This is a genomic window from Streptomyces sp. NPDC001787 (genome assembly GCF_040297465.1).
Taxonomy (GTDB): Bacteria; Actinomycetota; Actinomycetes; order Streptomycetales; family Streptomycetaceae; genus Streptomyces.
On record NZ_JBEOZE010000008.1, the window covers coordinates 50,663 to 76,276 of the forward strand.

At 69.0% G+C, this 25,614-nt stretch carries 27 protein-coding genes; 23 read left to right on the forward strand and 4 right to left on the reverse strand.

The genetic code is table 11. The features are described 5' to 3' along the window. Positions 1–152 precede the first annotated feature (152 nt). The 6 genes from ABT170_RS13670 (at position 153) to ABT170_RS13695 (ending at position 5,797) form a co-directional block, all read left to right on the forward strand. The gene (locus ABT170_RS13670; protein ID WP_351866813.1) at positions 153–857 is read left to right on the forward strand and encodes a hypothetical protein; all 705 of its coding nucleotides are present in this window, start codon (positions 153–155) and stop codon (positions 855–857) included. A 413-nt stretch (positions 858–1,270) separates the two neighbouring features. Then, positions 1,271–1,777, forward strand: coding sequence for a hypothetical protein (locus ABT170_RS13675; protein WP_351866815.1), 507 nt, complete (start codon positions 1,271–1,273; stop codon positions 1,775–1,777). 236 nt (positions 1,778–2,013) lie between these two features. Then, positions 2,014–2,220, forward strand: a complete 207-nt coding sequence (locus ABT170_RS13680; protein WP_351866818.1) for a hypothetical protein — start codon at positions 2,014–2,016, stop codon at positions 2,218–2,220. Between the two features lie 366 nt (positions 2,221–2,586). Further along, a complete protein-coding gene (locus ABT170_RS13685; RefSeq protein WP_351866821.1) occupies positions 2,587–3,207 on the forward strand; it encodes a cell envelope biogenesis protein OmpA in 621 nt (206 codons plus the stop codon). A 131-nt stretch (positions 3,208–3,338) separates the two neighbouring features. Next, positions 3,339–4,184, forward strand: coding sequence for an N-6 DNA methylase (locus ABT170_RS13690; protein WP_351866824.1), 846 nt, complete (start codon positions 3,339–3,341; stop codon positions 4,182–4,184). Positions 4,185–4,369: 185 nt separating this feature from the next. Further along, positions 4,370–5,797, forward strand: coding sequence for a hypothetical protein (locus tag ABT170_RS13695; RefSeq protein ID WP_351866827.1), 1,428 nt, complete (start codon positions 4,370–4,372; stop codon positions 5,795–5,797). Here ABT170_RS13695 and ABT170_RS13700 read toward each other — a convergent pair. Next, entirely contained in the window at positions 5,794–5,970 is a 177-nt protein-coding gene (locus ABT170_RS13700; protein ID WP_351866830.1) for a hypothetical protein, read from the reverse strand. The genes ABT170_RS13695 and ABT170_RS13700 overlap by 4 nt on opposite strands. Between ABT170_RS13700 and ABT170_RS13705 the strand changes: the two genes are divergently transcribed. The 11 genes from ABT170_RS13705 (at position 5,960) to ABT170_RS13755 (ending at position 17,467) form a co-directional block, all read left to right on the forward strand. Further along, complete coding sequence (locus ABT170_RS13705; RefSeq protein ID WP_351866832.1) at positions 5,960–6,778, forward strand: hypothetical protein; 819 nt, start codon at positions 5,960–5,962, stop codon at positions 6,776–6,778. The genes ABT170_RS13700 and ABT170_RS13705 overlap by 11 nt on opposite strands. A 66-nt stretch (positions 6,779–6,844) precedes the next feature. Next, positions 6,845–7,081 (forward strand): hypothetical protein, encoded by a 237-nt coding sequence (locus ABT170_RS13710; RefSeq protein WP_351866835.1) that lies wholly within the window; start codon positions 6,845–6,847, stop codon positions 7,079–7,081. A 96-nt stretch (positions 7,082–7,177) separates the two neighbouring features. Next, positions 7,178–10,186 carry a hypothetical protein gene (locus tag ABT170_RS13715; RefSeq protein ID WP_351866838.1) on the forward strand — a complete coding sequence of 1,003 codons (3,009 nt, stop codon included), beginning with the start codon at positions 7,178–7,180 and terminating at the stop codon, positions 10,184–10,186. Between the two features lie 109 nt (positions 10,187–10,295). Then, positions 10,296–10,607, forward strand: coding sequence for a hypothetical protein (locus ABT170_RS13720; protein ID WP_351866841.1), 312 nt, complete (start codon positions 10,296–10,298; stop codon positions 10,605–10,607). A gap of 138 nt (positions 10,608–10,745) precedes the next feature. Further along, complete coding sequence (locus tag ABT170_RS13725; RefSeq protein ID WP_332757075.1) at positions 10,746–11,234, forward strand: single-stranded DNA-binding protein; 489 nt, start codon at positions 10,746–10,748, stop codon at positions 11,232–11,234. A gap of 245 nt (positions 11,235–11,479) precedes the next feature. Beyond that, positions 11,480–12,250 carry a hypothetical protein gene (locus ABT170_RS13730; RefSeq protein ID WP_351866844.1) on the forward strand — a complete coding sequence of 257 codons (771 nt, stop codon included), beginning with the start codon at positions 11,480–11,482 and terminating at the stop codon, positions 12,248–12,250. 552 nt (positions 12,251–12,802) lie between these two features. Beyond that, positions 12,803–13,381, forward strand: coding sequence for a hypothetical protein (locus ABT170_RS13735; RefSeq protein WP_351866847.1), 579 nt, complete (start codon positions 12,803–12,805; stop codon positions 13,379–13,381). Beyond that, a complete protein-coding gene (locus ABT170_RS13740) occupies positions 13,378–13,932 on the forward strand; it encodes a hypothetical protein (RefSeq protein ID WP_351866850.1) in 555 nt (184 codons plus the stop codon). The genes ABT170_RS13735 and ABT170_RS13740 overlap by 4 nt, the downstream gene beginning before the upstream one ends. A 298-nt stretch (positions 13,933–14,230) precedes the next feature. Continuing rightward, complete coding sequence (locus tag ABT170_RS13745; protein ID WP_351866853.1) at positions 14,231–15,769, forward strand: 3'-5' exonuclease; 1,539 nt, start codon at positions 14,231–14,233, stop codon at positions 15,767–15,769. A 286-nt stretch (positions 15,770–16,055) separates the two neighbouring features. Beyond that, positions 16,056–16,910: a hypothetical protein gene (locus ABT170_RS13750; protein WP_351866856.1), complete on the forward strand. Its 855-nt coding sequence runs from the start codon at positions 16,056–16,058 to the stop codon at positions 16,908–16,910. Between the two features lie 125 nt (positions 16,911–17,035). Further along, the gene (locus ABT170_RS13755) at positions 17,036–17,467 is read left to right on the forward strand and encodes a hypothetical protein (protein WP_351866859.1); all 432 of its coding nucleotides are present in this window, start codon (positions 17,036–17,038) and stop codon (positions 17,465–17,467) included. A 439-nt stretch (positions 17,468–17,906) separates the two neighbouring features. On the opposite strand, the gene ABT170_RS13760 is transcribed toward ABT170_RS13755, so the two are convergent. The 3 genes from ABT170_RS13760 to ABT170_RS13770 all read right to left on the reverse strand — a co-directional run bounded on the left by ABT170_RS13760 (position 17,907) and on the right by ABT170_RS13770 (position 19,634). Next, positions 17,907–18,704: a glycosyltransferase family 2 protein gene (locus ABT170_RS13760; protein WP_351866862.1), complete on the reverse strand. Its 798-nt coding sequence runs from the start codon at positions 18,702–18,704 to the stop codon at positions 17,907–17,909. A gap of 42 nt (positions 18,705–18,746) precedes the next feature. Next, positions 18,747–19,106 carry a hypothetical protein gene (locus ABT170_RS13765; RefSeq protein WP_351866865.1) on the reverse strand — a complete coding sequence of 120 codons (360 nt, stop codon included), beginning with the start codon at positions 19,104–19,106 and terminating at the stop codon, positions 18,747–18,749. A 183-nt stretch (positions 19,107–19,289) separates the two neighbouring features. Further along, positions 19,290–19,634, reverse strand: coding sequence for an SH3 domain-containing protein (locus ABT170_RS13770; RefSeq protein ID WP_351866868.1), 345 nt, complete (start codon positions 19,632–19,634; stop codon positions 19,290–19,292). A gap of 386 nt (positions 19,635–20,020) precedes the next feature. Between ABT170_RS13770 and ABT170_RS13775 the strand changes: the two genes are divergently transcribed. The 6 genes from ABT170_RS13775 to ABT170_RS13800 all read left to right on the forward strand — a co-directional run bounded on the left by ABT170_RS13775 (position 20,021) and on the right by ABT170_RS13800 (position 25,577). Then, positions 20,021–20,824 (forward strand): hypothetical protein, encoded by an 804-nt coding sequence (locus tag ABT170_RS13775; RefSeq protein ID WP_351866871.1) that lies wholly within the window; start codon positions 20,021–20,023, stop codon positions 20,822–20,824. A 116-nt stretch (positions 20,825–20,940) separates the two neighbouring features. Next, a complete protein-coding gene (locus ABT170_RS13780; RefSeq protein ID WP_351866873.1) occupies positions 20,941–21,285 on the forward strand; it encodes an SH3 domain-containing protein in 345 nt (114 codons plus the stop codon). 531 nt (positions 21,286–21,816) lie between these two features. Beyond that, positions 21,817–23,076: an MFS transporter gene (locus ABT170_RS13785; RefSeq protein WP_351866876.1), complete on the forward strand. Its 1,260-nt coding sequence runs from the start codon at positions 21,817–21,819 to the stop codon at positions 23,074–23,076. A gap of 45 nt (positions 23,077–23,121) precedes the next feature. Further along, positions 23,122–23,940: a tryptophan synthase subunit alpha gene (gene trpA / locus ABT170_RS13790; RefSeq protein ID WP_351866879.1), complete on the forward strand. Its 819-nt coding sequence runs from the start codon at positions 23,122–23,124 to the stop codon at positions 23,938–23,940. Positions 23,941–23,998: 58 nt separating this feature from the next. Beyond that, positions 23,999–25,288 carry an MFS transporter gene (locus ABT170_RS13795; protein WP_351866882.1) on the forward strand — a complete coding sequence of 430 codons (1,290 nt, stop codon included), beginning with the start codon at positions 23,999–24,001 and terminating at the stop codon, positions 25,286–25,288. A 64-nt stretch (positions 25,289–25,352) separates the two neighbouring features. Continuing rightward, positions 25,353–25,577 carry a hypothetical protein gene (locus tag ABT170_RS13800; RefSeq protein ID WP_351866884.1) on the forward strand — a complete coding sequence of 75 codons (225 nt, stop codon included), beginning with the start codon at positions 25,353–25,355 and terminating at the stop codon, positions 25,575–25,577. The last annotated feature ends 37 nt before the right edge of the window (positions 25,578–25,614 follow it).

The following is a 25,614-nucleotide window of genomic DNA, read 5'->3' on the forward strand; positions in this document are numbered from 1 at the left end:
GCGGGGCGGTCCCCTGCCGTGTTCGCATCTCGCGCCGAGGAGGACCCGAGGACGTGGGGGGTGCCTAATCACAGCCGAATCGACCAGCGCGCCTGCATGGCCCCGTCCGTTCAGTGCCAGGCAGGACACCACACCGCAAGGAGCCACGCCCCATGGCGATCAGGAACAAGAGACTGCCGTTCAGCGAGACCAACGGGCACCAGTTCGTGAACAACGAAGCGGAGGTGCATGTGTTCCGCGGGGAGATGTTCCCCGCAGGCTTCCCGTTCGGCGGCTGCCGTATCTGCGGTCAGCACGCCACCTACGAGGTCATCGAAGAAGCCGCCCACGTGCAGGAACCCTGTCCCCACCCGGACGGAATCACTACGACGATCACCCTGAGCGTGCCCTCCGGCAAGCTCCTCGTCTCCGACAACCTGCGCCCCGTCTACAACTGGGGGGACGACGCCCTGGTCGACTACAACTGCGTACTTGGCCGGGACAGAGCCATCAAGGCGATGGCCGCCATCGGATGTGCCTTCGGGCCCGCGAGCGATCGCAGTCTGGGTCTCTACCGCACGGAGCAGGACCGCTACATCATCGCGACTCCGTGGATCGACTTCGACAACGACGAGACTCCATCGATCCCTGAGGAGACATGCCTGGCCCAGATCTGCACGGACATCTGGTCCTATGCCCTCGCCGATTACGAGCACTGGCTCTCGATGGGCGGGGACCCTGAAACGCTCGACTCGGGCGACACCGTCGTAAACGTCACCCCAGGGACGTACCAGTTCGTCCACCACTCTGGCGAACGTGGCTTCGACGTCGACTCCGAAGGAACTGTGATCTTCGCTCACGTCGATCGGGTCGCGTAGCTCACGCGGAGACGCCCTCCCGGACCAGGGTCTCGGCCCCGGGTGCCCGCGCCAAGGCGCCTGCCGAAGCGGGGTGCGCCGCCGGCGCGCGGACCCTCCGTGCGTGGAAGAGCGGCAAACAGCTCGACCTCATCAGAAGCTGGACCGCTTACAGGACCTCCAGCGGACCGGGCTGCTTCACGCCGGCCAGATGAAGCAGCAGTGAGGCGACGGTCTGCGCCTGTCCGGCGAAGAGCGAACGACTTCACGGCCCGAGGCGCAGCGATCGCCCTCCTACTCGCGAGGGCTCGGCGAAATGCCTGTTCCCAGGCCCTAATGACGGCCCGCACCCACCGCTCATGCCGAACCGCTGGCCGACGAACGGTGCGCGTTGCCGACCCCAACCCCACTCACATGGCAAGGAGCCTGGTCCGTTGACCTCTTCGACCGCACCCGTTCACGTTCTGCGTGCCATCACCGACGCCTACATCGCCCACATCAAGCAGGGCAACCTCCACTCCGCCCTCGGTCACATGACACTTCTGGCCAACACGTACGGGCTGCCGGCGGTGCGCGACCTCGCTGCTGCACTCACCTGCAACCTCCACGCGCGCTGCCCGGCCCGCTTCCGCAACTCCCTCGGCGGCGTGAACATCTCCGCCCTCTCCCCCGCCCGCCCGGCTGATCCCTCCACCGTCCTCGACGTCGCATCCCGAGCCAACCAGATGATGGGCCGCGGTCAGGTGACGGCTGCGGACCTGTCGCACACCGAGGCCCACATGCACGTAACGGAAGACGTGCGCCGTGTGGTTCAGGCAGCACTCGACACAGCCTCGCACGGGCAGAAGTCGATCTCCGCCCACCTGGCCGTCCTCGTGACGCCCCAGCAGCTGTCTGCTGCCGTCGCCCTCCTGACCAACGGCCTCATCGTCCTGCCGTAACCCGCCCAGGCACCGGTGGGGCGGGCACTCAGCCGTCCCACCGGGCTGCGGGTTACGCGCCCTAGTATCCGCTCCCCGCGGAGACCAGCCCATCACCCCAGATACCTCTGGCGACCGTCCAGCGCCATGGACGCAATGGTGACGTGCCTCAAGATTCGCGGCCGCGCGGCGTCGAGTGCGCGGGTCGGGCTTAGTAGGGCCGACACCGACCACCTGTGCACAACCAGGAGATACACGTGACCGCTGGACGCAGCATCGTCGTCCGCACCGCTGGTGCCGTCTGGAACGTCACCGAGTCCGACGGCAACGAGCTCGAAGGGGCCTTCCTGCTCGATGTCGGCGACCGAACCTATTCGGTGCGGCGCACTGGCGCGGCGGCCGCCACCCGGCTCAGATCACACGAGTTGCTGGCCCTGCTCACCGCGATGGAGGACAGCGTCTAAAGCGCGGGCTCCCGAGGGAGACGCTGAGTGGCTCTCTGCAGATGCGCGCGTCACCTGCCGCGTCTGCTCCTACCAGGCGGATAAGCTCCAGCGCACCCTCGCCGCTGCCAACACTTCCAGGTGCTGAACGACACTCGTCGCCGAACGCACGTCAGCCCCGCTCCAAAACCGGAGCGGGGCTGACGTGCGTTCGGGATGACAAGTGAGTTGTCCGCCGGGCGGCCCCGCCCGGGCATAACTCCGCTGCGATGGACGGAGCCGTTCTCGCCGCAGCGCGCGCAAGGGGGAGCTACGAGGACCTAATCGGTGCCGCACACATACGAAACCGGCCTGGGAAAGCCAGGCCTGCGCACCGAGGGGCCCCGAATGACCACTGCACCGGCGATACCTGAGCGCTGCTCCGCCCGTCCACGCTCCGGCGGGCTCGTCGTCCCGTACGTCTCCCTGATCCACAATGGGCATGCCGTCTTCGGCAGCCTGGACCGCGCGCGGACGCACCAGGCCTTCCTGGACCGACTGTGCCAGCTGTGCGGCGATCCCCTGAATGAGCGCTTCATCGCTGTTGTCCGCCCCGCCGACGCCGCCCACGGCTACTCCCCTGAACCTGGCATCCACCCCGAGTGCCACCCGTACGCCGCAAGCAGCTGCCCCATGCTCAACGGCACCGCCAGCCGCTACCGCGCACGTTCTGTCATGGCCACACACCCGGCCGGACGGCCCTGCGCCGACCCCACCTGCCCATGCCCCTCCCAGACTGCTGCGGCCGACTCCTCTGCCCGGCTCGGCCGCCCCGCCGACCGGTACGAGGCGTGGATGATCGATAGTCGGAACTACCGGATCATCGCCGCAGAGGGCACCAAGAGGCCGGTCGGTATCGACGTGAACGTGCCCATCCTCCGCAAGCGGATCCTGCGCGAAGCGGCCCTCGGCGACGAGGAAACCAAGCTGCTCAACCTGCTGCAGGCCGCGCTCGGCCTCACCGATTGACGACACCGACCTCGGGCGGCCTACGCCCCGGGGCCGGGCTCTGCCAGCCCCCGCGAGCCCCAGACCGCCACACATCCGGAGACCTCGACATGACTCACTACGGGATACCGCCCGCCTCGATACGCCGCGCCATGGCACCAGACAACGGTCCCGACCACGCCCGTCGGATCATCGGAGACGCACTGGCCTGGTGGTTCGAGAACCGTGGGGGTACCAGCGAGCTGCCGATTGCCGTTGGCGCGCTCTCCGCCCTCGCTCTGGCAGCCCCCCACACCCCCGCCGGCCCTGACTACGGTCCGTTGCTCCTCCCGCTGGACGACCAGGAAGCCACCGACGTCCTGCGTTCGGTGTGGAACAACATGTGGGCCTACAGCCCTGTCCTGACCGAGGCAGCCCGCCCTCTCCACGAATGGCTCGCCCAGCCGGGTGACGGCGACATCCGCGGGCTCAGCGACTACATCCGCATCCTGGTCCGTGCCGGCTTGCTGGAGTACGCCAGCGATCTCACACGCTGCGAAGGCGAAGACCTGATCGGTCTTCTGGTCCAACGGATGCGGAGCTACGCCGACCGGCAGAAGGCCGGCCAGTTCTTCACTCCGGCGATCGCGGCCGACCACCACGCGGAGATCCTCCTCACCGATCCGGTCCCGCCTGGCGCCCGGCTGATCGAGCCGTGCGCCGGAACCGGAACCATGGTCCGTGCGGCAGCAGCCACGCTGCGGTTCCAAGGGAAGGATCCCGCCGACTACCGGTGGTGGATGAACGACATCGACGAAATCCACGTCGCGTGCTGTGCCGTCAACGCCGTGCTTTTCCGGCTCGGTCCGAACGTCACCGTGTCCCGCGGCGACGCTTTCCAGGACGTGGGCGAACTCGAGAAGGACGCCCAGGCGCGCGCCGACCGGGCTATCAGCGAGCAGCGGCGCAGACCGGTGCTGTACCCCACGCGAACCAGGCCGGTGCACTGGCCCGCGTGACCGACGGCAGGCGGCTGGCCGTCAGCTCCCTTCGTACCGCCGGCGAGGTTCTCCCGCCGACAGCGCTCAGCGGAAACTCGCCAGGAGGAGGAGGTGGCACCACCTCCTCCTAAGCTGCCCGGAACCATCCTTCGAACGGCTCACCACCCAGAAAGCACCGCAGACCTCACAGGAGCACCGCCACCATGACCTCTGACCACCACGTTGCACCTGAGCAGGTGTACTGGTCGTGCAGCCCTGACGGCGGCTCCCGCATTCGCATCACCGGCGTCGGCACCTCACACGCCGAGGCAGTGAACGCGACGACCATCCAGGAGCCGCAGCAGATCTCCCTCACCGACCTCCACCCGTCGGCGACCACCGCCGCAGGGGCCCGGAGGCGTACCGGCTACGTTCTCGACACCGGCGTGATCGACTCGCTGCCGGCCGCCAGACATGTGCAGGACCTGATCGTCCAGCGTCCGCACCTGCCCGTCACGGCCATGGCCCGGTATGCGCATGTGCCGCCCACGACCCTGAAAGACCTTCTGCGTGCTGCTGACCGAGGTCAGCAGCGCAATGTGAACGCCGACGTGGCCCACCGCCTGCTTCTGCTCAACGCCGCAGACCTTCCCAACGAAGCTCGCGGCTACGGCGGGCAGTCGACTGACGCTGCCCCAGTGGTGGAGCATGTGGACCGCATCCTCGTGGAACATCCCGAGGTCTCAGTAGCCACCGTCGCGCGCGCCGCGACGATGACGGTGAGCACGCTGGCTGCCACCCTCAAGGACGTGCGGGCGGGCCGGCCACGAACCATCAAGGTCCGCTTCGCCGAACGGCTGCTCGCCTTGAACGCCACCGACCTGGCGCCGGCCTTCCGGAAAGACGCCGTTGACGCCACCCCGGTCGTCGAGCACGTCCGGCAACTTCAGGAGGCGTACGAACTGGCCAGCATCGCCTTCATCGCGAAGACGGCCGGGGTGAATTCGTCCACGCTCACGAGCGTCATCGACGACCACGCCGCAGGACTTCGCAGAGGAATCCACCCGACGATGGCGCGCCAGGTTCTCGCGCTGACCGAGCTGCCTGCTCCTGCGTTCCAGCGTCGTCCCGGGGTCACGGATGTCGGCCTGATCCGCCGCCTCCGGGGACTGTGTGCGCTTGGCTGGACGCTGAACGCCATCGCCCACGCGGGCGGCACCACCGTCAAGTCCCTCACCGACTTCAACCAGACCGGCAGCGCCACCCCGTCGGCCAAAGCCGCCGTACTGGCGGCCTGGGGGCAACTGTCGCATCTGCCAGGCCCCTCCGAACTCGCCCGCCAGCGAGCCCTGGCCAAACGATGGGACCCGCCGCTGGCTTGGGAAGAGGAAACCATCGACCAGCCGGCCGCCGAGCCCCTCGGTACACGCACGGCAGGGCGCTCCGGCGAGTGGACACCTGACCTGCTTCGCCTCGAACTCGAATTCCTGCGGGACGAGGGCCTCAACTGGACCGAGTCCCTGGCCCGCCTCGGCCTGCGCAGCCAGCGTGCGCACGAACTCCTCGCCGAGGGCGAGGAGGCGGTCGAGCCCGGGTGTCCGCCCCTTCGTCTACCGTCCCGCTCACAACCCAGCCACGAGCTGGCCGCCTAGCCCTGCGGGAACCGAGGAACGAGCAACTGCCTGAAGTCCCACACCACGACCACCTCTCGCCCGTCGGGAAGCCTCGACGCAACCTCCGCGACCACGTCCAGGTCGTCGATGACGACCTGGACGACACACCCCGAACATTCGTCCCAGACCAGGAGCCACCACATGAACGCCATCAGCAACCCCGAGATCCCCGACTTCGGCGTCGAGCAGTGCGACCCCGCCCGGCCCGCGCCGGCCGTCGTCGTCACCAACACCGCCGACATGAAGTCCCCCGGGCACGGCTACACCCTCCCCCTCATCGGCCGGGAGCGGCCGCACACCTTCGAAGCCGTCCTGCGGGACCAGGCCCTGCGCGTGTTCGCCGACCGGCCGGCCGACATCCTCGCCCAGCTCATCCCGGACTACGCCGGACTGGAGTCCGCCCTCGAGCAGGCCATAACCAGCGGCAACCAGGACGCGATCGACCAGGCCGAGCTCGCAGCGTTCGACGCCCGGTCGGCGCACGCCACCACGATCCGGCACACGCTGCAGCAGCGCATCAACGCCACCGCCCACGACGACGGAAGCTGGAACACCCTCGACGAGGAGGAGCAGCAGCTGCTGGCCGCCGCGGCCGCCGGCACGGTGCCCACCGGAGTGATCTACCTGGCGCCGGCCGAGGACGACCTGGGCAACCCGGCGGAGGAAGAGCTCGGCGAGTGGTCGGCGACCGTGCCCCTCGTCCTCAACCGCGGCGAGTACGTCGACGGGGACGTCAACGAGCCCTCCTCAGGCCTGGAGACCGAGATGCCCGACGGCCGCAAGGTCGTCGTGGTGGTCGAGCACCCGGAGAACCTCGTCATCCTCGATCCGATCGACCCCTTCACGTACCTGTCCTCTCTCGGACGCGCCGGCGTCATCGAGCTGCAGGAGCGCGAGTACGTGCCGATGGACGACCTGTACACCTCCGTCCTGGAGAGCAGCGCGGCCGCGGACGCCTGAGGTGACGGCCGCGCCGGCGGCGCGAGTTCCGACGGCGCCTACACGTGAAGAAGGAGGCCTCCAGCGGTGAGGGAGCTGATCGCCTTCATCACCATGCACCTGCTGCCGCCGACCGCCGCCTTCGCCGCCTGGAACGAGTACCGAAAACGGCGCCGGGCCATGCTGGTGCTCACCTTCGCCGGCTCAGTGACCGCTGGCCTTGGCCTGCTGCTCGACAAGCCGGGACTCGGTCTCATCGGTCTGCTGCTGCTGTGCCCCCCGGTCATCGCCATGCGCCGTGACTTCCGCGACGACAACCAGTGACAGCCCCCGTTCGGCCCCCAGGCAGCCCGAACGGGGGCTGTCCGCTTTGAGTCGCAAGATCGCCCTTCAGTAAGACATCCACTGGAGGGGCACAACGTGGTTTGCCGCGAGAACAAGGGCCGCTCGGCGGTCATCGGCTATCAGAAGCACCTGCTCAGGCAGCTCGGGTACACGGATTACGACGACTTCGAGCTGCAGTCGGGCGTGCACGAGTTCGGTCACCAGTACGAGGGCTTCCCGGCTCCCACCGAGAAGGAGCAGCTGGCCTTCCTCAAGGGCCTCAAGCAGCAGATCGAGAGCGACCCGCGGATCTCGCAGGCCGACAAGTACCGGGACAGCGACCGGCAGCCGGGGATGGTCACCCGGATCGATCAGGAGATCGCCCGGCTGAAGACGGGCAAGGACGAGCACGGCCGGCCGCTGCAGCCCAAGCACAAGATGCGCGGCCAGGACCTGGCGGCGATGCAGCGCCTCGGTGTGCTTCTTCAGCGCAACCAGGAGGCGAAGGACGGGTACTTCGACGTCTACGCCCGCACGATGGGCATCTCGGCCGCAGCGGCCCGAAGCCGCTGGAAGTCGCTCGTCCGCCGGCAGAAGTCGGAGCGGGAGAACACGCGTATCTCCCTGACGGACAAGTGGCGGGACCAGCTGGCCGTCTCAGGCTTTACCGCCCGGCAGCAGGCCGACATCGGTCAGAGCAACGTCTCCCGTGAGGCTCTGCGCATCATGGAGGAGGAACGGCGCGCTCAGCTGGCCTCGCTTCCCACCCGCCCGGCCCTGACCTCGGCGCAGCGGGTACGGCTTGCCGAGCCGGGCACCGGCAACGTGCAGTGCACCGGAGAGGGCGGCTGCGGCCAGTTCGGTCACGAGCGGAGCGCCTGCCCCAACCAGTTCCTCGTCACACAGCGGGACGATGCCCGGGCGCGGTGGAAGAAGCTGGACAAGGAGATCCGTGGCCACCAGGAGCGGGCGGATGAAGCCGCCCGCAACAACTGGGCGCACATCGGCCCGGGGCTCACCAAGATGGAGGAGATGCGCAGGGAACGTGACACGGCTCTGCAGCATGATCAGCAGATCACGAACTCCCTCGTCGGCGGTGTCGGCCAGGGCACCGTGAAGTGCGAGCAGTGCGCACAGTTCGGGCACCTGAAGGACGAGTGCCCGAACGCCCGTCGCGTCGAGGAGCTGGAAGACCTGCGCCAGCGGGTCAACGAGCGCCAGAGGGCGATGGAGAAGATCTACTCCAAGATGGACGATCTGGAGGCTCAGGGCAGCTACGACGAGGAGGAATTCGAGAAGCTCCGCAGCCAGGCCAAGACGGAGGAGGCCTACCGCGATCACGCCGGCATCCAGTTCAAGGACAAGAAGGCCGAGATCGCGGGTGCGGCAATCCGCTGCATCGGTGGCTGCGGCCAGTTCGGGCACGCACGCGACGAATGCCCGAACGCGGCCCTGTTCGACGAGGTCGAAGAGCACGCTCGCGAGGCCGACCGAATCCGGGAGAAGATCCGCAGCCGCGCCGAGCTCCGCGGGCAGAACCCCGACACCGCGCCGCTCACCGACGCCGACAACGCCCTGTACGACGACTGGTACGCCAAGAGCATCGATATCGACAAGCGGCTCCTGGACGCGGGGATCGACCCTGCGCAGATATCCACGGCCACAGCTCTGTCGAAGGCCCGCACGTCGAACGCTCCGGCTTCTGCACGCATCCAGCAGGTTGGCTACAACCCGGACACCGGCTACCTCGAGGTCACGACCCGGCCGTACACGCGCAAGCGCGACGGACAGGTGATGCCGGCCAAGACGTACGCCTACCGGATGTCACCCGGCCAGTACCAGCAGATGATGGCGGCCTCGTCCCTGACCAGCTACGTCAGCCAGTCGGTCTGGGCGAAGAACGGTAACAACGTCGCCTACCAGTTCGAGAACGTGGCCGAAGCGACCGAGGCGTCGGTGCAGCGCAAGTGCGCCACCTGCGGTCAGTGGGCCTCCATGACCTCCGCGCACTCCTGCCCTGTGTCCGGCTCCCGGGCCGGGCAGGACGACACCGCTCGCCGTGCCCGGATCAAGGCGGAGAAGCAGGCCGCCCGTGCCGCCGGCCGGCCGGTCCAGATGCCTCCGGCGGTCGCAACGGTCCCGCCGAGCGCGGCACTGCGCTTCGGCAACGAAGGGTCGCTCCTCTACGCCGACCGTCGACGGATCGACACGGAGCTCTCCTCGGGGAAGGTCGCGGTCGCACAGGCGCGAGCGAAGTTCCTGGACGCGAGCGTGACCGGTCAGGCGGTCGCCTGGAACGACGCGGACGGGCAGATGAAGCTGTCCACGGACCGCGATGACGGCGCCACCCTGCAGTGCACCTGCCGGGACTTCAAGAAGAACCACACCTGCCGGCACGTTCGGGTGGTCGGTCTGGCCATGGCCAAGCGGTATGCCGCCGACCACCCGGCCGTCGGCTCGCCGCTGCGTAGCGCGCCGCTGCCCGCGGCCGCCCCGGTTCGGGAGGAGACGGCCAAGGACGCCCCGGAGGAAGGGTTCACCCGCAAGTCGTACGCGCAGATCAGGGAGGTCCGGGCAGCATGGCGCGGCAGCGAGCGCAGCCGAGCGGACCAGTTCGCGAAGGCGCAGGACGGCCGCTGGCTGTACGCGGCCGGCGCCGTCGACGGGCAGACCGGCAAGCCGGTCAAGACGCCGAAGGTGTGGTCGGAAGGCGGCATCAGCGTGGACCCGGCGGACGCCGCCGGGCGGGACTCGGTAAGGCTCGACCGTGAGAAGGACGTCCAGGACGGGCTCCGCGCGGGTCTGCGCAAGCAGACCGGCAAGCACTGGTCGGTGACGCGGAAGCCCGACGGGTGGCTGCACATCACCACCGCGCTTCAGCGCCGGACCGGAAGCAAGGAGATCACCACCGCCGAGCGGCGTGAGCTGGCAGCAGCGCTGAAGCTCCCCATCGACGCCGTCTCCCCGCACGGCGTTCCCGTCCCTCCCGGCAATGGATGGCGCGCTGAGATGCTCGACCGCGCCTCCGGCCGCGCACCTCGGGTACTCGGAGAGCGGTACGTGGCCCGAGCCGACCAGCGGCCCGAGGTCGTGCACAGCGTCTGATCCGCCCCTGCTGGCCGTGCCATCCGTGACTGACACGGCCAGCAGGGGGTGTCCGGATTGCGGGCGATGATGCTTTCACCCCATCCGCACATGAAGGGGACCGCCCGTCGTGTCCACCACCGAGCTGCGCCACCACATCCTCGACCAAGGACTGGCCGCGTTGCGCCGCACCGAGACAGAACGCCAGTACCTCGACCCTGACGTCCAGCTACTGGCCTACACCGCCATGACCACCACCCTGGCCGGCATCAGCACACGGCTGCTGGAGGCTCTGTCCTGGCATCAGCCAGACCTGGCGCGGCGCCTCGCCGACGAACTCCTCGACCTCCGCGACGACCCGCAGGAGATGGCCGACTACCTGCGTGCGCAGGCAGCGGCCGCCACCCATCGACGTAACACCCACGAAGTGCAGGCGGCCTGAGATTCGCGAGATCTCGCAGCCGCCGCCCTCTCCCGACACCATTCGTTCGTCACCACCCCACGGCGGCCGGCACACACCGAGCCACCCCCCCCGGCACGTGCACGTCGGCCGCCACCCACTCACACCAGGAGAAGCTGCATGGCAGGAGAGACCGTTATCACCGTCATCGGAAACCTCGTCGACGACCCGGAGCTGCGCTTCACTCCCTCCGGCGCGGCGGTCGCGAAGTTCCGTGTGGCTTCCACCCCGCGCACCTTCGACCGGCAGACCAACGAGTGGAAGGACGGGGAGAGCCTGTTCCTGACCTGCTCGGTCTGGCGGCAGGCGGCGGAGAACGCCGCGGAATCGCTCCAGCGCGGCACGCGCGTCATCGTGCAGGGCCGACTGAAGCAGCGGTCGTACGAGGACCGGGACGGCACCAAGCGCACGGTCTACGAACTGGACGTTGACGAGGTCGGGCCGAGCCTCAAGAACGCCACGGCCAAGATCGCCAAGACCACCGGCAACGGCACGGGCCGCGAGGAATTCGGCAACGCCCGCCAGGCGACCAAGGCGGCGGGAGGCCCGCCCGCCGATGACCCGTGGGCCACCAACTCGGCGCCCCCGAGCGACGAGCCGCCGTTCTAGCACGGGTGAATCCGACCGACCGGCGGGCCAGGCGAACTCCGCCTGGCCCGCCGGAGGTACGTAGGGGACAGGACAGGGAGAAAACACGTGGCGGCCTTGATGACCCGCCTGGGTAAGCGTCGCGACTGGTGCTGCCCGGGACACAGCCTCAAGTCTCTCGACCACGGCACCGAGCGCGCTCGTGAACACCGTGAATGGCACCGAGAGATCACCCAAGAACTCACAGACCGAGAGGACCCCGCTCCGTGCCCGCCCCTCTGATGATCTCCCCGCTGCTCACCTACGAGCACATCGCCGCTCTGCGGCGCGACGCCGCCCGCGACGTCATCACGTTGATCGCCTCCACCCTCCGGGAGCAGATCCCAGGAGCCGCCTATCTCACCTTCGGCCAGGAGGGCGACCTGTGGTGGCTGGAAGCAGTCCTCGCAGCCGACGGCCGTCGGCTGCACACCATCGGCCACCCCCGGCCGGAACGCCTTCCGTCTCTGCCGGCCGGTTCTCCGCACCAATCCGCCTGGCAGGTGGCGGATGCCGACCCCACCAGCCCGCAGCAGCTCCTGTTCCGCATCATCGAGTTGCTCAACGACGGAATGGAGCCTGATCTCCTCCCTGCCGACCTGCCCCACGGGCCCGGCCGCCGAGACATCCCTTGCATCCTCCTGGCGCCTGACGCCCGGCCGGATGACGAAGACCCCCTCAACGCGAACCGGCTGCTGCGCCCCCACACAATCCCCACCCCTGATCTTGCTGGGCCCGAGTCGCCGATCACCGAGCTGCTGCGAACGGCACACCCCGAACAGGTCCGAACAGCAGCGGCAGCCGGACGCGCCACCGCACCGGCAGCGCCGGAACGGAAGCGCACCCGCCACTTCCATATCAGCGAGGAGTGCATCCATGGCGAGGTCAAGCGCCGCCTGTGCGACCACATCCCGAGGAACGGCAACTGGCGCGTCCGAGAGGTCCCATGTGCCGAGACGTCCTGCAGCGACGGCCGCCCGCAGCATGCGCAGGGGTGACGGAGCGCCTCACCCCCAGACCCTGCGCCACGCGAGGGGGCATAACGGCTGAGGCGGGACGACGGGGGAACATCCCGCCTCAGCCATGAGCCCACCGTACTTCGCTCGCCAGCATCTGAACGGCGGATCGCTACCGAACTGTCCGAAACTCAGCCCGGCACTTCCCCCCTTGCCGCTCTCCCATCCGGCGTCGCCGGTTCTTCGCACAGTTCGACTGTGAGCACCGCGGCGGTACCCGCAGGCGGAAAGCCGGGGTAGGGGACGGAGCAGCTCTTATCGCAGGACACCACCAGCCACAGATGCAGCGAAGGCCATCCCAATGGCAGGCGGTCTTCCCCAGGTGTCGGCGGCAGCCGGTATCGTGTCGGCACGGCATGACGCGAACCGCCGTTTCCGCTGCCGCCCCGCGCCCACGCCGCACAGGGGCGGCGTCGACGGACAAGGACCGAGACTGGGTCCCGCGCAGCACCACCATGGAATACCTGTCCGTCCGGCTGCGCCCATTCACGCAACGTCCGGCGGGAGGCGTGGGGTCCCGCTGTGGAGACGACCGTGACCAAGACAGGCAGCGACCATCTCAAGCGCCGGGCCCGGCAGATCGCCCGGGACACGAACCGCCGCTTCCCCGACGTTCTTGCCGAGCTGCGCGGCCGCCGTCCTGCCTCGCCCCTCACCCCGTCGACGGAGCTCGTCCCCATCTGCTCCGGCCTCGCTGCTCCCTTCGGCGAGGCCGGACGATGCGCTCGCCCGGCCGGGCACCACACACTCGACCTGCTCACGCGCCACTCCCAGTGCGAAACGGACCCGCACTACCCCGCGCACATCTGGAACGGCTACTTCGAGGCCCGTTCGGCAGCAAGCCAGGTCGAGCATGAGGCATGGCTCGCCGGGCTCACCCCGGCCGAAAGGGAGGAGTACGAGCGCCAGGCCGAGGAGGACCACTGGGCGCAGATGGCCGCGGACGCCGCCGAGCCGTACGACCCGTACGAGGACAAGTACCGGTTCGAGGAGTACGAGGACGAGGCGTCCATGCACGAGGGCGGCTACGGGCCGCAGGGAGAGCACGGCGAGGACGAGGACGGCGCCGACGAATACGAGGACGGCGACGACTTGGACGGAGATCGCTGGTGAACCCCTACTGGAGCCTCGTGCAGCAGCGCGCGGCCGAGTACTCACTCGCCCACTCCCGGCCCGACGCCCCCCTGACGGCTGGCCTGCCCGTCCTGGCCGCGCACGCTGCGGACTTCTCGCCCTTCCACACACTCCACGTCGCGCAGATGTGCCTGGCAGTCATCGTCTCCGAGGATTGCCCCGACCACCTGCGTACCCCGGCCGGCATCCCGGACATGACCCGGCTGGTGCCCGCCGACACGGATGCCCTGACCGTTCTGACCGCCGCCGAGGAGCAGCGGGCCCTGTTCGGCCGCGGCCTGGCCACCGAACTGAGAAACGTCGAGGACCAGGTGGCCGCCACCCGCCGTGCCCAGGCCGTGGTGCAACGTCTGCTCGACCAGGTGCCCTACGGCGCGGGCGGCCGGCAGCGGATGCTCGACATTGTCTGGGAGCTCCGGGACGACCCGCGGGCGATCGCCGGCGTCATCGCGCTCACCGCCGCGGCGCTCCGCGAACTCGCCGCTCAGCAGGGACCGGCCGACGTATCACCCCAGGAGGGACAGCGGTGACCGCCCGGGAAGAGCGTCCGCCACAGGGCGGGATACGAGTACGCCGTGACCGTATGGGCGCTCGGCCGTCTCCAACCCCCGGTCACCTACATGCCGGAGACCCGGTCGTCGACTACACCAGCAGGACGCTCACGCTCTGGTGAGCAGTCCAGGCCCGCGGGGTCGCATGCCTCCGTTCAGGGCACGAGCGGTCTCGGACTGGCACGCGGCTGGCCGAACACAGCGGGCAGTGACAGTGGGGGCCGCCATGCTGTTGGACAACACAAGCAAGGACGACGAACTGCCAGGAGGGATACCGATGACGGACACCGCCGTGGAGACCGCGTCGAGGGAGACCACGGCGCCCGAGGAGACACTGCCCGAAGCCTTGGGCGTGCATCGCACCGCAGCGTTGCTCGCCGAGCGACTTGGTGTGCCGGTCGTGGCCGACGACATCGACCAGCTCATCGAGCTGAAGCACCTCGAGATCTACGACTGGTACAAGCGCTGGCCGCTCTACAGCACCAAGGACGCACTCGCCCTCGACGCGGACCTGGTGAAGCAGCTTGTTGCCGAGCGCACCGCCTGGCTGGAGGTCAGCATTACCCGCGACGAGGCCGTGGAACGCATCGGATGGCACTGGCGGGACATCGCCCGCATGGGAGACGAGGGCCGGGTGAAGGTCGGCCGGTTCGGCCGCTACCTGACCGCAGACGTCGACCGCCTTCCCCGCGAGGCCGAGGGTGAACAGCACATCACCGGTCAGGCCGCCGCCAAGGAGCTGGGGATCCGGTACCCCACGGACCTGCGGTACGTCGAAGCGGCCGGGTGGCTCGCCCCGGTGACCACTATGGAGATGCCCGCCGGCACGAGCCGGTACCGAACGGTCACCGTGCCGCTGTATCGGCTCGCCGACGTCCGCGCGGTAGAGGAGGTCCCCGGCGTGGACTGGAACTCCGTACGAGGCCTGCCCAAGGGTGCGCCGAGTCCGCTGCGCACATACGCGCGGAAGGCCCCCACCCGGGGCGACGTTGTCCGCGGCTTCGCGCAGGCCCTCGCCGACCGGCACGGCGTGACTGTGTGGGCCTGGTGCTCCCCGTACACCGGCAGCTGGGAGCTGGACTGGGTGCGCCGCGACGGTGCTCCGACGAAGAAGGACGTCGCTGCCGAGCTCGCCAAGGACCCGGCGGCCGGGCCGTACGCCGGCGAGATCACCCTGTGCCCGAAGTGGGGCCGGATCACCCGCAGGGCCCGGGCGCTGCTGGAGCCGGGCGCGGCCGTCGTCCTGGACACCGAGACCACGGACCTGTACGGGCGCACCGTGGAGGTGGCCGTCATCGATGCCGCGAGCGGTAAGAAGCTGATGAACACCCTGGTGCAGCCCGAGGCGCCCATCGCGCCCGAGGCGTATGGGGTGCACGGCATCAGCGACGAGGACCTGTTGGCTGCCAATGCCCGGACCTTCGACAGGATCCTCCCTCGACTGCGGAAGGTGACACGGGGCAGGGTGATCTGCGCGTACAAGGAGGAATTCGACCGCACCGTGGTCACCAACGACGCCCATCGCGTCGGGAAGCGGCCGATGCACCTGGCCGATCCCGACAACTGGTGGTGCCTCATGGAGTCCTACGCGGTGTGGCTTGGCTCCAACCGGTGGACCGCTCTGGGCGGGAATCACCGCGCCCTAGGCGACGCACAGGCCGCCCGCGAGGTCCTGCTGGAAATGTCCAAAGGCCGCGGCACCATGTTCGAGCCCCGCCTCGCCCCGGCCGGCGAGCCCGAGCCCAACCCGCCCACGCCGACCGACGTGCCAGCGACCGTCCCTGAGCAAGGGGTACCCGTCGCCGCCTCTGCGTAGCCGCGAACCGGTGTCCCACAACCTGCGGTGAACAGACCAGGGCCGCCAGGTGCGCGAACGCGAGAGCTCTGCCGGCAGGGGAGGCAGAGGCGGAGCCGTACGACTGGCCGCGCCGTACGCGAGCGTCCGGCGTCACCAAGGAGCCGGTTTCCTGCCGGGACCTCGCCCACACCCCTATCTCGGCCTGGGCGCCCGAGCCCACCTTCCGGGCTCGGGCGCAGGTGTCCGCTTTCCTCGGCAGAGTGCTAGCTGCATCGGCTTCAGCGGCGGACCTCCGGAGATCATCATGGACCACACTTCCGACACCAGCCTTGAGAAGGCGACCGAGCCTGAGACGGGCGTCATCACCGGCGTCGTCGTCGACGACCCGGGAACACCCTGCACTCCGGAGTACGCACGGACTCTGACGGAACGCGCCCTGCATTTGGCCGACGAGCTGGACGGCACGATGACGGAGATCGTCCGTGTGAGGGCATGGGAGCCCTTGGGCTACCGAGACCCGCGCGAGTACGTACTCAAGGAGTTCACCAACTCCTCCCGAGCGCACCGCTACCGGCTGGCGCGCTTCGCCGCCTTCGCTCACCAGCTGACCGAACGGCTCGGCGACGACGCCTTGGAGCTGCAGCTGACCGAGCGCGCCCTGCGCCAGGTCGCTCCGAGCCGTGACGCCGAAGTGATCAATGCCCTCGAGAGCCGCCTGTCCGATGCCGACAGCCCGGAGGAAATGGATGAGGCGGTGAACGAGACGCTCCGTGCGCACTCTCGAAACGCGCCGCCGGAGGAGGACATGTGGGCCGGCGAGGACGAGCCCCAGGCCCGGAAGGGCGGTGCAGCCCCCGCCTCGCGCCGCGACGACAGCGAGGGCTGGGGCGCTGATACCGACTTCGACGCTGACGGCTTCGGAGACGAGCCGCAGGAGCCTGTCCAGCCTGCCGTCGCGCCCCCGAGCAAGGCGGCTCTGGCGGAGGCTGACCGCTACGAGGAGTTCTTGCGCGCGATGCGTGTGATCGCCGCGACGGGCGGCGAGCTCCCCGGCATCCTCGACAACGCCGATGAGCCTGAGGAGAAGGAGCTGATGGAGCTGGCGCAGAAGGTGGGCGGGGTCGCCGCAGCTACGGAGGAAGCACTCAGCGCCCTGTGACCGAGGGCGAGCACCAGACCCCGCGGACGGTGACAGGCGCCGAGGCGGATTTCGCGGGAGATTCGCTTCTGCCAGCTACCGCCCGAAGCTGTGGCCCTCACCCCGCCTCAGCCTCGGAGGACCTCGTGTTCACGGCCCGCCACGCTCGCCCCCGCCGCATCACGGCTCAGCAGTTCACCCACGCTCTGGCGTCGAGCGACGTCGTGCGGGAGATCCAGGCGGCCACGGGCCTGGTGTACCGCTACGAGGCATACGGCCTGAGCCGAAGCAGCGCTGGCTGGGTAGCAGAGGACCACCTGCGCCGGGCGCTGTTGCGGTTCCAGCAGTTGGTGGACGCTTACGTTGCCGGAGCGCGAACGTGGGCGGGCCGAGCGTGGCGACGGCGCCAGACGCGCGACGTGCTGGAGAGCATGCGTGAGGCGCTGTGGTTCACCATGCGGATGCAGGAGCCGATTGAGCTGTTCTGGCCGCCCGCCCTCTTCTACCGCAACGTCAGGCCCACCGTGCTCGATCAGGCCATGCTGCTGCTCGATGAAGCGGAGCTCACAGCCGCATGACGGCACCTACGGCAAGGCCGAACCGGCGAGATCCGAACCAGAAGAGGGACTGTGCTTCAAGACCGAGCTCGACTCGGCGCTGATGGGATCACTCAACCGGTGCCAGCTCCTCTCTACCAGGCTGACTACCTGAAGCTGCTCGGCGCTGGCATCCTCATCGACCGCCGCGGTCTCGCCCTGGGCGCCGCGGAGTGCGACTGGGCGTGCGGTGGTCTCACCGACGGCTTCACGTGTCCGCTGAGCCTGAGCTGCCCTCTGTGCCACGCCCAGCCGTCCCAGCGATGCCGCAGACCGAGCGGACATGATGCAGACCCACACGTCGGCCGGCTTCATGAGGCCGGAGCGATCGACCGGCAGCGCGAGGAACGTGGTGACCTAACGCTGCCAGCCCCTTGGCCTGCGGAATGATTCAGCAGGCGCCACCGCCCGGGCTTGCAGGTCAGACCAATGACCTCGCCTCGTTCAGGCCGTCTGGCGAATGCAGCGCCCGGTAGAGAGCGCGTTCGGCACGACCTTGGTTCCAGGCGTGCGTACGCGCATCGAACTCCGCCTGATCGCGGTAACTTGCGTCGGCTGTCCACTGGTCCTCATGATCGCGCCGATGGTAGACGACCGCGGGCAGCAGTTCCCCGGCACTGCGGCCCGTGACCCCCATGACGTAGGTGTAGTCCTCACCCTTGTGCAGCCCGCCATGGCCTACGGCCCGAGCGAGCTGGGTGTCGGTGAGGAGCATGCAGTGCCCCACCGGGGGCTTGCTACCAGTGGCCGTCGGCCAGTACGTCCAGACGTCTCCGGGCTCGTGCCTTCCGACCGGGGTCGGGCACATCCACGTCTCCAGACTTCCGTCGGACCGCCAGTCGGCGGACCAGCCGGCGACCCACCGGAGCCCACTGTCCATGGCGCGGTCGTACCGCACAGCGAGCGAACGCTCAGGCAGCCGATCGTCATCGTCGGCGAAGGCGACGAAGCGTGCGGACACGTAGTTCAGGGCCGTATTCCGAGCCGGCGCGGGACCCGGATCGGGCCGGGCGCAAACCCTCACTCGATGGTCCTTGGCGATCAGCTCGGGGATACGATCCGGATCCGCGTGCGGGCCATTCGGCGCGATGATCCATTCCCACGTCACCTCTTTCTGCAGGCGGAGACTCTCATAGAGCTCCTCCAGGTAGGCGAGACGGCGGTTGCTCAGGCCGGTCGGGGTGATGACGGCGACAGCCGGTTCGTCGGTGTAGGGCATGTGCGACTCCGATGTGATGCAGGTCGGGCGGTAAGAGAGGGGCTATGCGACGCGGCGGGCCGGCTGCTGCTGTCCGGGGCGCTCTGCCCAGCTGCCAATCAGTGCGGAAGGTCGTAGCGCGATCAGACGTGCGGAGCGGGGCAACTGCTCGGCATACGCCGCCAGCGCTGATTCGTCGTCGAGCGGGTCGGGTGCGAGTCGGGCGAGGGCGACCAGCAGCTGTACCGACTCGTCCTCGTCTTGGTCCGAACCGGACCAGCGCAGGACCAGGAGGTCATCGCGATCTGTGGTCCGCTGGGGGCGGGCCCAGGGCGCCGCCTGCTTCCATCCGCTGCTGTCCAATACGACAACGGGGAAGATCACACCGAGGCCGTAGTGGGCGGCCAAGGGCGGTCGGTTCACGGAATGTGTCTCCTTCCGAGGCTCCGCAGGGAGGGCGTGGAGGGCTCAGGTGGCGTTTCAAGGGAATCGGTGGGACATGGCCGTGTTGGTCTGGGTGGCCCTGACGCGAGAGCGTCAGGGCCACCCATGGCGTGACGGCCGGAACGGCACCTTCAGGGGCAGTTGCCGCGCCCGGTGGTGCGGTCAGTCCAGTTGCATCGGCACCGAGATGTAGTAGGCGCTGATCCATCCGGTCTTGCCCGAGTTGGCCCCGCTGCGGACCTTGATGTGGGCCCAGGTGCCGCTCTTTGCGTAGCAGGCCACCGTGATCTTGGTGTCGGTGCGCAGCAGGCCCAGGGACGTGTAGCTGGTGCTCGGGCCGTTGCGGAGGTGGACGGTGGTTGAGGTCCAGGCGGTGTAGTCGGCCACGTTCTTGGTGCACGCGGTGGAGCCGACTGCGGATGCGGGAGCGGCGAGGGCGGTGGCTCCACCGAGCATGAGGGCTGTGACCGCGGTGGCGGTCGCGGCCCGGCGGGTCAGAGGTCGCATGGATTACTTCCTTCGTTGTCGAGAGACGGCGTTCGGTTGGCGGCGCGAGGCGCCCTCGGCGGTGCGCGAGCCTCTGGACGGCGTCGAAGAGGCACCGGTGGGACCTGTGCCGGCACTGCGAGCCCCGCTGGGTGGGTCGGAAGCTGTGAACTACTCATGTCCTGAACGTATGAAGCAGAGCGGACAGGCTCGTCTGCGGCCGAATGCTGTGCCGAGGCGCTGACGACGGGGGCCCAACAGGACAGTGGTCACCACCTCGGCGCGTGGTCGAGGCCGCCGGTAATGCGCTTCGAGGGAGGTGTCCGCTTCCGTTCCTACTGTGCGTCTCGTTGGAGATCGTCGATCCGCGGCGGCCTGCCAACGTGCGATGAAGGGCAGCGAGACGCATGAGTAAAAGGAGTACGACGCCGCGCCGGCGCATGATGCGGGTGGCCTCGGCCGCCGTCATGGCAGTCGGTGTGCTGGGCGTCGCCACCACCGGTGCCTCGGCCGCAGAGGTGAGCGCCACGGCGCAGGTGAAGGCCGATGCGGCCGGGGACGAAGGGGCCAAGGCGGACGCGAAGACGGTCGTGACGCCCGCAGACGACCCGACCGACCCGGGCACCGACCCGGGCACGGACCCGGGCACGGACCCGGGCACCGACCCGGGCACGGACCCGGGCACGGACCCGGGCACGGACCCGGGCACCGACCCGGGCACCGACCCCGGTACGGACCCCGGTACGGACCCCGGCACGGACCCGGGCACCGACCCGGGCACCGATCCCGGTACGGACCCGAAGCCGGACCCGAAGCCGGACCCGAAGCCGGACCCGAAGCCCGACCCGAAGCCCGACCCGAAGCCCGACCCGAAGCCGGACCCGAAGCCCGACCCGAGCGTCGACCCCACCCCGGACCCGACCTCAAACCCTGGGGGTGGCGACGAGTCGACGCCGGGGTCCGGGTCGGGCGGGCCGGCGGGTGAGGCAGCTGGCAACGGCAAGTCCGAAGCGAGCAAGGTGTCCGACACCACGCAGAACGTGGCAGGCAGCAAGCCGAGCGGATCGCTCGCCCATACCGGAGCGGACGGCAACACCCAGCTCGGCCTGGCGGCAGGTGGGTTGCTCGCGGCCGGCGTTGCCGCCCTCGGAGTCGCCGGCATCAACAAGCGCCGCGCCGCTCGAGGCGCCGGCAAGCCCGACGCCGCGTAACGCCACGTCGTAACCGATCAGGCGGGGGTGAGAACACCCCTTACCCCCGCCTGCTCAGGCGAGTCGCATTTATGGCTTTTGTTCAGGAAGCGCCAGCGATCGAAGGAGCAGCACTCATGAAGTCCATCCGCCGTTTCACCACCGTCGCCCTGTCCGCGGCCCTCTTGGCCGGCGGGGCGGCCGCCCTGGCACCGGCAGCGTCAGCGGCCACCGCCTCCAGCTGCACCTACAACCTGGCGGACCACAACGCCCAGGTCGACGGGAACGGAATCAACTACCGATCGGGCCCGGGGACGTCGTACGCCTCCAAGGGATTCCTCTACGACGGCGACGACCTGCGCATCTACTGCGGCAAGGGTGACTGGTACTACGGCAAGTTGATCTACCGGTCCAAGAGCGGCATGGCCGCGAACACGTACGGCTGGATACGCAAGGACATGCTCCTCAGCCTCGCCGGCTAGCCGAACCTGCCAGGCGGTGCGAGCTGTCACCGCTGGGCCCTCCGTATACGCGATGCCCGCAACGCGGGCTCCCTGCGCACGTACAGGTGGTGCCCCGGCCCCAGTGCCGGGGCACCGCCCACCCCTCCAGACCGCTGATGCCCTCTGCGGCCCACTTGGTCATGCCACGAAGAGGAGACGCAGTGTCACCCGCTCAGCCAGCGCACCGGTCCCAACAGGTCCCGGGCGCACGCACCACCCTTCCCGGGCGAGCCCGTCGGCAGCCGCTGTCACCTCGACCGGTTTGGCAAGACGTCTTCCTCGAACCGCGGTACGACCCGGCGATTCAGCAGGAGATCGACGCCGACCTCGAGCTGGAACAAGAGATCGCACCTCCACGAAGACGAAGCGGTCGGGGCTGAGCATCGCGGCGCTCGAACTTGTCCGTCGGGTTCCAGAGACGGCCGACAGGTCCGGGCTCAATCCGGGCCACCCACCCCTCTCCCACCAGCACAACTGGGCGTTCGCCCCTTAAGTATCCGGAGCAGCTGCATGACCACCGCCCCCACCGTCATCACCCCGCCCGTCAGCCCAGCGATGCGAGCGGCGCGATCCGTCGTCTGGACCTTGCTTGCCTCCTCGCTGCTCATCAAGGCCGCCGGCTTCGCATGGGACTTCCTGGGCTACTACGTCGCTGACGGGCTCGGATACGGCACCACGGCCGCAGGCGCAGCACTGACCGCATTCGGACTCGGCTGGTGCGCTGGCCTCGCTTCAGCCGGGGCCCTCACAGACCGGCTGGGACAACGGGTCGGCCTCTCGCTCGTCATGGCGCTGTCCTCCCTCGCCTGCTTCGCCCTCGCGATCGCCGAGTCGTTTCCCGCCCTGCTCCTGGTCTCGTTCTTCCTCGGCATGACGATGGAGATCCACCGGCCGGCGGTCAGCGCGCAGATCAACGCCACCATCGACAGTGAAGCCGGCCGCACCCGTGCGCAGTCCTGGCTGTACTGGGCTTCCAACGTCGGCATAGCCATCTGCGCGGCAGCCGGCGGATACCTGGCCCATCACTACGGCTACAAAGCCCTTTTCGTCGTCAACGGACTCGCGTGCCTGGGATTCGCGGCCGTGGCCTACCGAGTCCTGACACCACGGACCGCGACTGACAGCGCCGACGTCCCGGCCGTCACCTACCGCCAGGTCTTCGCCGACCCCTCACTGCGCTGGATCGCCGTCGCGGCAGTCTGCGGCATGACCTGCGCCTGGGGACTGGTCTCTGTCCTGCCGCTACTCATGACCGACGACGGACTCCCGCCCACCAGCTACGGCCTGGCGATGCTCGCCAACACGATCACGGTCCTGGCGCTCACTCCACCCCTCACCCGGCTGCTCGTCGGCTCCGGGGACACCCCCAGATACCCGCTCGTCCCCATCCTCGCCTGCGGCTGCGCCATTCTCGGGCTTGGCATCAGCCTCGCCGCTTTGCAGCACACCACCATCGGGTACGCCGCCGCGGCCGCGCTCCTGGTCCCCGGTGAGATCGCCTTCTCCGTCGCGCTCGGTGCCTACATCTCCACCCACGCCCCTCGCAACGCCACCGGCCGCTACCAGGCAGTCCTCAGCGGAGCAACCGCCGTCGCCTCTCTTCCGCCGCTTGGCATAGCCCTGGCGCTGAACACCGGTGGCCGCCCCCTGGTCGCCGCCCTCCTGGTCGGCAGCGCACTCGTCGCCGTCGCCGCGTGCCGCCCCCTGGCCAGGGCACTCCGAGACGCGCAGCAGGAACAAACACATCCGCTTCCCACCCCCGCCCCGTAGTCCGGGCCTCCCGGGCCCGGCCGATCGCTCCCCCAAGGACCTTCCGTGCACGACATCACCCCCGCTGCGGCCCGTCTCACCGCCAGGCTGGCCCAGCCCGTACCCGTATTCGGTGCCTACCTGCCGGCCGGATTCCCGGCCCCCGGCCTGGACATCGAGACCCTGCAGATGCTCTCCGTGGCCGGAGCGGACGTTCTCGAAATCGGCCTGCCCCACCCGCATGCCCCCCTCGACGGACCGGCCATCACCGCGGCGAACCAGCGCTCCATCGAACACGGGACACAGATCCAGGACGTCTTCACCACGGTCCGGCGCACAGCCGAAACCACCCAAGCCTCCGTTCTCGTAATGACGTACTGGGAGCCCGTCCGAGCGCACGATCCGCGTCGATTTGCGTGTGAACTCGCCGACGCCGGCGCCGCAGGAGCGTTGATCCCGGACCTCCCCGCGGCTGCAGCTGCCGAGTGGGCCGTAGCCGCCCGGGCGGCAGGACTCCACAACCTGCAGTTCACCCCCCGACAGGCCACCGACACCGAACTCGGCCAGGTCACCGCAACTGCGAGCGGCTGGCTGTACGCCCCAGCCGTGACGGGCCGCACCGGCTACCAAGGACACCTCGACATAGCCGCCCTGAAGGCCTTCACCGACCGGCTGAAGCGACTGTCCGACGTCCCCATCGTCACCGGGGTCGGCATCTCCACCCCCGAGCTTGCCGAGCAGGTCGCCCCTCACGTCGCCGGCGTCGTAGTCGGCTCCCCCATCGTTCGCTGTCTCCTTCGGCGCCCCGACAGCACCGGCGCAGCAGCTGCCGCAGATACCGCCGCCCTGTTCGCGGACTCCATTCGCACCCCCGCGCTTACCTGACCGACCAGGCCTCGGCGCGAACACCCCCCGCACAAGGAACCTGACCCCTGGAGCAGCCGTGCCTTCTGCCGTCGTTTCGCCGCAGGCCACCACCACAAGATCAGCGGGGAACCGCCGATGGCCCCCGATCATCTGGGCAGCCCTGATCGGAACCTTCGCCATCCGTGCCCTCGGCTTCGCCTACCCCTTCCTGCCCTACCACGCCGACAGCCTCGGCTTCTCCGCACAGACGACCGGCTGGATCGTGGCAAGTTTCGGTGCCGGCTGGCTCATAGGACAGGTGGGCGGTGGCTGGCTGTCCGACCGGATCGGCCCGCGCGCAACACTTGCCTACGCCATGGCCACAGCCGCGGTCATCCTGCCGATCCTGGCGGAAGTGCGCTCCTCGACGGGGCTCATCACCGCCGCCCTCCTCACCGGCGTGGTCTATGACGCCGCCCGGCCGGTGATCACCACGCTCATCGACGACACCTTCCCCACCAAGGCGCAGCAGGTCCTGGTGAACGGCTGGCGACACTTCAGCGTCAACATCGGAGCCGCCCTCACCGGATCACTGGGCGGCTATCTTGCCGCCACAGCAGGACTGCCGACGCTGTTCTGGGTCAACGCGCTCGCCTGCGCAATGTTCGGAGTGGCCGCCGTACTCCTGCTCCCTCCGTACACCCGCCGCACCGACCCCGAGGAGACCAAGACGGGCTACACCCACGCGGTGCGCGACGCCCGTCTGTGGCTGCTCTCCCTCGCCAGCCTCTGCGCACTCATCTGCGCCGGCAGCGTCTTCACGGCCCTTCCGATGATGATGAGCTACGACAACTTGGACGCCACCGCATACGGCTGGACGCAGGTAGCGAACGCGGCCGCCGTACTGATCCTGTCCCCGTTCATGACCCCATGGCTCAGCAGACGCGCGGCGCACGGCGGGCCCATGACCGGTCTGCTGGCAACCAGCGCCCTCCTCCTGGGCGCCGGCATGGGCCTGGCCGGTCTGGCGGATTCCACCGCCGGATATTGCCTTGCCGCAGCCGCCGCCGTCCCAGGCGAGATCATCCTGTTCATCGCAGCAGGAGACCTCGTCGCCCGTCTTGCCCCGCCTGGAGCACACGGACGGTACGCCGGCGTGTGGGGCAGCAACCTCGCCCTGGCGGTCATCGCCGCGCCTCTCCTTGCCGCTTGGTCCCTCAGCCACGGCGGAGGAGTGACTGCAACGTGGACCATCTGCGGCGCTGGAGTACTCGGGGCTGTCCTGTGCTGGCCCCTGCACTCCAGCATCCGCACGGCCGACGCCCTCACGACCCCGGGACCCTGCTCGACGAACGATGAAGCGGAGCGCTCCGCGGAAACAGCGTGACTGTCGGTACCGCCAGATACGTTGCCCATCACCACCTTTCCCTACCAGCACCTCAGGACAACCATTGAGTGACCCCACCGTCTTCACCTGGTGCTTCTCCCACGGTCGACTGCACCACTTCGACGGCGAGCCGTGGTGCACTGCCACCTGGGCTCTCCTTCCAGGCGCAACAGAGGAAGAGGCCCTGGCCGCCAAGACGGAGCAGTACGGCGAGGCGACCTTTCTCGACCAGCTGCCCGATGAACAGCAACTCGCTCTCATTCGAGGAAGCAGCGACCGCACTGCCTGACAGCACACCCGTGGGCTGGAGAGGACGGCGCCTCGTC

Excerpts from the sequence above, each read along its gene's own strand:
- ABT170_RS13670 (WP_351866813.1), top strand. The coding sequence starts at position 153 with ATGGCGATCAGGAACAAGAGACTGCCGTTCAGCGAGACCAACGGGCAC.
- ABT170_RS13685 (WP_351866821.1), top strand. The coding sequence starts at position 2,587 with ATGACCACTGCACCGGCGATACCTGAGCGCTGCTCCGCCCGTCCACGC.
- ABT170_RS13690 (WP_351866824.1), top strand. The coding sequence starts at position 3,339 with ATGGCACCAGACAACGGTCCCGACCACGCCCGTCGGATCATCGGAGAC.
- ABT170_RS13695 (WP_351866827.1), top strand. The coding sequence starts at position 4,370 with ATGACCTCTGACCACCACGTTGCACCTGAGCAGGTGTACTGGTCGTGC.
- ABT170_RS13705 (WP_351866832.1), top strand. The coding sequence starts at position 5,960 with ATGAACGCCATCAGCAACCCCGAGATCCCCGACTTCGGCGTCGAGCAG.
- ABT170_RS13700 (WP_351866830.1), bottom strand. The coding sequence starts at position 5,970 with ATGGCGTTCATGTGGTGGCTCCTGGTCTGGGACGAATGTTCGGGGTGT.
- ABT170_RS13725 (WP_332757075.1), top strand. The coding sequence starts at position 10,746 with ATGGCAGGAGAGACCGTTATCACCGTCATCGGAAACCTCGTCGACGAC.
- ABT170_RS13745 (WP_351866853.1), top strand. The coding sequence starts at position 14,231 with ATGACGGACACCGCCGTGGAGACCGCGTCGAGGGAGACCACGGCGCCC.
- ABT170_RS13750 (WP_351866856.1), top strand. The coding sequence starts at position 16,056 with ATGGACCACACTTCCGACACCAGCCTTGAGAAGGCGACCGAGCCTGAG.
- ABT170_RS13760 (WP_351866862.1), bottom strand. The coding sequence starts at position 18,704 with ATGCCCTACACCGACGAACCGGCTGTCGCCGTCATCACCCCGACCGGC.
- ABT170_RS13770 (WP_351866868.1), bottom strand. The coding sequence starts at position 19,634 with ATGCGACCTCTGACCCGCCGGGCCGCGACCGCCACCGCGGTCACAGCC.
- ABT170_RS13775 (WP_351866871.1), top strand. The coding sequence starts at position 20,021 with ATGAGTAAAAGGAGTACGACGCCGCGCCGGCGCATGATGCGGGTGGCC.
- ABT170_RS13780 (WP_351866873.1), top strand. The coding sequence starts at position 20,941 with ATGAAGTCCATCCGCCGTTTCACCACCGTCGCCCTGTCCGCGGCCCTC.
- ABT170_RS13785 (WP_351866876.1), top strand. The coding sequence starts at position 21,817 with ATGACCACCGCCCCCACCGTCATCACCCCGCCCGTCAGCCCAGCGATG.